General features: G+C 66.9%; 5 protein-coding genes. 2 read left to right on the forward strand and 3 right to left on the reverse strand.

Features of this window, described 5'->3' with window-relative positions; genetic code table 11:
- The 3 genes from rpe to AB4Y99_RS25765 form a co-directional block, all read right to left on the reverse strand.
- A partial coding sequence (rpe, locus tag AB4Y99_RS25755; protein WP_441525329.1) for a ribulose-phosphate 3-epimerase occupies positions 1–488 on the reverse strand: 488 nt, incomplete at its 3' end.
- A 36-nt stretch (positions 489–524) separates the two neighbouring features.
- Positions 525–1,208, reverse strand: a complete 684-nt coding sequence (locus AB4Y99_RS25760) for a glutathione S-transferase family protein (RefSeq protein ID WP_210323781.1) — start codon at positions 1,206–1,208, stop codon at positions 525–527.
- Positions 1,209–1,283: 75 nt separating this feature from the next.
- Positions 1,284–2,243, reverse strand: coding sequence for a hypothetical protein (locus AB4Y99_RS25765; RefSeq protein ID WP_038358550.1), 960 nt, complete (start codon positions 2,241–2,243; stop codon positions 1,284–1,286).
- Positions 2,244–2,520: 277 nt separating this feature from the next.
- Between AB4Y99_RS25765 and AB4Y99_RS25770 the strand changes: the two genes are divergently transcribed.
- Positions 2,521–3,771 carry an NAD(P)/FAD-dependent oxidoreductase gene (locus tag AB4Y99_RS25770; protein ID WP_441525330.1) on the forward strand — a complete coding sequence of 417 codons (1,251 nt, stop codon included), beginning with the start codon at positions 2,521–2,523 and terminating at the stop codon, positions 3,769–3,771.
- 194 nt (positions 3,772–3,965) lie between these two features.
- Positions 3,966–4,997, forward strand: a 1,032-nt coding sequence (locus AB4Y99_RS25775) for a dipeptidase (RefSeq protein ID WP_441525331.1), incomplete at its 3' end; no start/stop codon positions are given.

Below are 4,997 nucleotides of genomic sequence, written 5' to 3' on the forward strand. Positions count from 1 at the left end.
GCCTTCACCTGCGCGACCTTCTCGACGACGGAATGGATGAAGCTCTGCCCGCCGAAGCCCGGATTGACCGTCATCAGCAGGATGAGATCGACATCCTGGATCAGCGCCTCGACGGCGCTCGCCGGCGTGCCSGGRTTGAGCACGATGCCGGCCTGCTTGCCYTGCGCCTTGATCGCCTGCAGCGTCCGGTGCGGATGCGGCCCTGCCTCGACATGGAAGGAGATCAGGTCGGCGCCGGCCTTGGCGAAGGCTTCGACATAGGGGTCGACGGGCGCGATCATCAGATGCACGTCGAAGAACTTCCGGGTGTGCGGACGGATCGCCTTCAGCACGTCCGGGCCGAAGGTGATGTTCGGCACGAAATGCCCGTCCATCACGTCGCAATGGATCCAGTCGGCGCCGGCGGCATCGATCGCGCGCACCTCCTCGCCCAGCTTGGCGAAATCGGCCGAGAGGATGGAAGGGGCAATGCGGATGGGGCGGGTCATGGCGGGCGGTTTACCTCCGCTACGGCCCCGCTGCAATCAGGCGAAGCGCGATTTCACCGGAAAGGACAGCCGCCTGTCAGCCTCCGCGATCTCGGCAGCGACCTGCACGAAGGCCGGCCGCTGCCGCAGCCGCGCGAACCAGGCGGAAAGACCGGGATAGCCGTCGAGCGGCGGCCCGCCGAGCCGCAGCGAAAACAGCACGCTCATGAACAGCGCGATATCGGCGGTCGAGAGCCTGCCGCCGAAGAAATCCCGCCCTGCCAGCTTCTGCTCCAGTACCTCGTAATGCCGCGCCAGCGCCTCCTCCGCGATCAGCGCGTCGGCCTCCTGCACGATGCGGCGGTCGCGGTCGGGCGATGGCGGCCCGGTGCGATGCATCAGCGGCTTCAGCGCCTGCAGCATGATCTCGTCGGCATAGAGCTCGTCGAGCCGGCAGCGCGCCCGCTCGACCGGCGTCGCCGGCATCAAGGACGGCTCGGGATAGGCCTCGTCGAGATATTCGAGGATGACGGTGGAATCGTAGAGCACGAGCCCGCAATCGCTGAGCACCGGCACCTGGCCCTTCGGATTGAGCGCCAGAACCTCTGGATGCTTCGGGTCATAGCCCGTCGTCTGGTTGAATGGCACCATGACGCGCTCGAAGGCGAGGCCCTTCTCCCTCAAGGCGATCTCGACCTTGCGGGCGAACAGGCTCAGCGGCCCGGAATACAATGTGATCATGGCGCGAACTCCTGCGATGGCGAAAACCTCGCAAGGCGGCGCGTCAGCGCCCGTCAGCAGCCCGACTGAGAGCCTCTAAGCCTCCTGGCGCCGAATCCGGGCGGCCAGCCCGCGCAGCAGCCAGGGCAGCAGATAGATCGGGAACTGCGCCAGCGCGAAGAACAGGAAGGTCGTCGGCGAGACGCCCGCCCCCAGCGCGGCGACGATGAGGCCCATGTTCCGCTGGCCGCTGCCATAGCCGATCATGAAGCGCTCCGAGCCCGGCAGCAGTCGCAGCACCAACCAGGAACTGATGAGCCCCGCGGCCGAGACGGCGAAGACGCAGGCCAGCACGAACAGCACGAGCCTGGGATTGGCGATCGCGGCATGGGTGACGCCATCCATCGCGGCGATGGCGAAGATGAAATACATCAGCACGCCGAAGCCATCGAGATTGGCCTTCATCGCCTTGATCCTGGCGAAACCGAGCCACCAGCGCAGCAGCGAGGCGACCGCCATGCCGCCGCCGATGAAGATCAGCAGGCGCAACGCCAGCACCCAGCGGTCGAGCGGCACGGCGGCACCGGCCAGCAATTCGACGAGGAAGGGGGCGATGATCGGGCTCGCGATCGTCGCCGCGATCACGCTCGCGATGATGAGAGACGGCTCGAAACCGTAGAGGATCGCGACCGCCGGCGAGGACATGATCGGCGGCGCCGCGCCCATGATGGCGAGCCCCAGCACGATGCCCGGATCGAGGCTTTCCCGCCCGACCAGCAGCAGCGCGCCGCCGATCAGCAGCACCGGCCCGGCGATCAGCCACAGGCAGGCGGCGGCGAGTTTCGCCGGGCGCCTGAGCAGCTTCGCCGTGACGGCAAGGTCGAGGCGCAGGAAAACGACCGTGGTGAAGCAGAAGATCGTGATCGGCAGCACCGGCCGCGCCGCCGCAGAGAATTGCGGCAGCGCCAGGCCGAGAAAGATCGAGAGCGCGAAACCTTGCGTGCCATAACGCCCGAGCCAGGCGAGCCCGGCGGCGGGAAGGGTTGCTGGATTCATCGGCACCGCGCTGGAATCATTCGCAAATCGTGCCGCACAGTGGCCGAACGGCGCCGCGGCGTCATCCGCTAATCCTGCAGGCACCCCTTGCGTCGGCATGAAATTGCAAGGACATCGCCAAAATGGCCGGCGAAACGATGGAATTGCGGAAGTTGGCGCAGAAATTGCGAAAGATCAGCCGATATGCCGCAAAAATTCGCCACGCCGCTGACAAGCCGGCGCAAAGCGGTATTTTGCCCGGCAAAGAGCTGGAAACAGGGGTTGGCGGGAGCAGGCCATGCGTGTGGATACGATYGTTCTCGGCGCGGGSATCGTCGGYATYTCGGTGGCGCTCCACCAGCAAAAGGCGGGCCGCTCCACGCTGTTGATCGACCGGCGCGCGCCGGGCGAGGAAACCAGCTATGGCAATGCCGGCCTGATCCAGCGCGAAGGCGTCTAYCCYTACGGCTTCCCGCATGATTTCGGCGCSYTGTTCCGCTACGCGATGAACAACACCATCGACGCRTCCTAYCATTGGAGCGCGATCCCGAAGCTCGCCCCCTTCCTGTTCTCCTACTGGATGCATTCGCGCGCCTCGCAGCACGAGGCSATCGCYCATCAATACGCGAAGCTGATCGAGCATTGCGTCACCGAGCACGATGCCCTCGCCCAGGAAGCCAGCGCCACCGGCCTGTTGCGCCGCGACGGCTGGATGAAGGTGTTCCGCACCGAGAAGGAGCGCGACACCCGCCTCGCCGAGGCCGCCCGCTGGAACCGCGAATTCGGCCTGAACTACCGCGCCCTCGACAGGGCGACGCTCAAGGCCGAAGAGCCGCATCTCGACCATGGCAACCTGATCGGCGGCCTGCACTGGACCGACCCGACCACCGTCGTCGATCCGCTCGGGCTGTCGAAGGCCTATGTCGCGCTGTTCGAGAAGCTCGGCGGCAAGCTCGCCATCGGCGATGCCACGACCCTGGCGCAGAACGGCGCCGAATGGAGCGTCACCCTCGCCGACGGCACCAAGGCCATCGCCAAGGATGTCGTCGTCGCGCTCGGCCCCTGGGCCGACGTCCTGACCAACCAGCTCGGCTATCGCCTGCCGCTCGCCGTCAAGCGCGGCTACCACATGCATTACAAGCCGCTGGGCAATGCCGTGCTCAACCACCCCGTCCTCGACACCGAGCGCGGCTATTTCCTCGCCCCGATGCTGCAGGGCATCCGCCTGACCACCGGCGCCGAATTCGCCGACCGCGACGCGCCCAAGACGCCGGTGCAGCTCGCCCGCGCCGAGCCGATCGCCAAGACGCTGTTCCCGCTGGGCGAGCGCCTCGATGCCGAGCCCTGGCTCGGCCGCCGGCCTTGCACCCCCGACATGATGCCGATCATCGGCCCGGCCCCGAAGCACAAGAACCTGTGGTTCTCCTTCGGCCACGCCCATCACGGGCTGACGCTGGCCGCCGTCACCGGCCGCATGATGGCGGAGATGGTGACGGGGCAGAAGGTGTTCGTCGATCCGTCGCCCTTCGCGCCGTCGCGGTTCGTCTGACCGGCGTCATTCTCGGGGCCGCACTTGCCGGACCCGAGAAGCTCTTCGCGGAAAAGGCCCCCTCTCCTGCTCGAGATGCTCGGGTCGGACCCCGAGCATGACGCCTTGCGGATGACTGCCCTGCGCCCTGCCCTCTCGCCTGCCGCGAGCCGGCCTGCCACGATGGCGCTTCCGATTCCCTCCGAGACCCCGCCATGGCCCTCGCGAAACCGCCCGTCCAGGACAATGCCTACATTGCCGCGCTCGCCCTGCTCGACCGCGTGCCGCTGATCGACGGGCACAACGATCTGCCCTATGTCATCCGCAAGGACCGCAACGCCAAGGGCGATGTCGCGGCCTATGGGCTCGACAAGGTCCATCCGCAAGTCGACACCGATATCCCGCGCATGCAGGCGGGCAAGCTCGCCGGCCAGTTCTTCGCAGCCTATGTCCCGCCGAGCCAGCCCAACCCCGCCGGTTTCGCGCTCGCCCAGATCGCGCTGATGCGCAGCATCCTCAAGCAGCACGACGATGTCTTCCGGCCCGGCCTCTCGGCCGATGATGTCGAGGCGGCGAAGGCGGAGGGGCGCATCGCGTTGTTCATGACGATCGAGAACGGTTCCGCGCTCGAGAACGAGCTCGACGCGCTCGACGCCTATTACGATCTCGGCGTGCGCCTGATGACGCTCTGCCACAACGACACGACCGACTGGTGCGACTCGGCCACCGACGCCCCGCGGCATGACGGCCTCTCCTCCTTCGGCATGCGGGTCGTCCGGCGGATGAACCGGCTGGGCATGGTCGTCGACCTCGCCCATGTCGCCCCGAAGGCGATGCATGACGTTCTCGACGTCACGCGCGCGCCCGTGTTCTGGTCGCACTCCAATGCCTTCTCGCTTTGCGACCATCCGCGCAACGTCCCTGACGACGTGCTCGACCGGGTCCCTGGCAATGGCGGCGTCGTCATGGCGACCTTCGTGCCGGACTTCATCAGCCAGGCCTCGCGCGACTGGCACCGCCCGGCGAAGGACCAGTACGGCAAGACCCCCGACACGATGGACTACGCCAAGGTCGAGGCCGAGATCGTCGCCAAAGCCGGACCGCGCCCGCAGGCGACGGTCTCCCAATATTGCGACCATCTCGACTACCTGGCCAAGCGCATCGGCCACGACCATGTCGGCATCGGTTCGGATTTCTTCGGCTGGGTCAATCCGGACGGGCTGGAGGACACCTCGACCTTCCCGAAC

The organism is Allobosea sp. TAB14, from assembly GCF_052113865.1.
Taxonomy (GTDB): Bacteria; Pseudomonadota; Alphaproteobacteria; order Rhizobiales; family Beijerinckiaceae; genus Allobosea; species Allobosea spartocytisi.

Coding starts and splice junctions, on each gene's coding strand:
- AB4Y99_RS25760 (WP_210323781.1), bottom strand. CDS start 1,208: ATGATCACATTGTATTCCGGGCCGCTGAGCCTGTTCGCCCGCAAGGTC.
- AB4Y99_RS25765 (WP_038358550.1), bottom strand. CDS start 2,243: ATGAATCCAGCAACCCTTCCCGCCGCCGGGCTCGCCTGGCTCGGGCGT.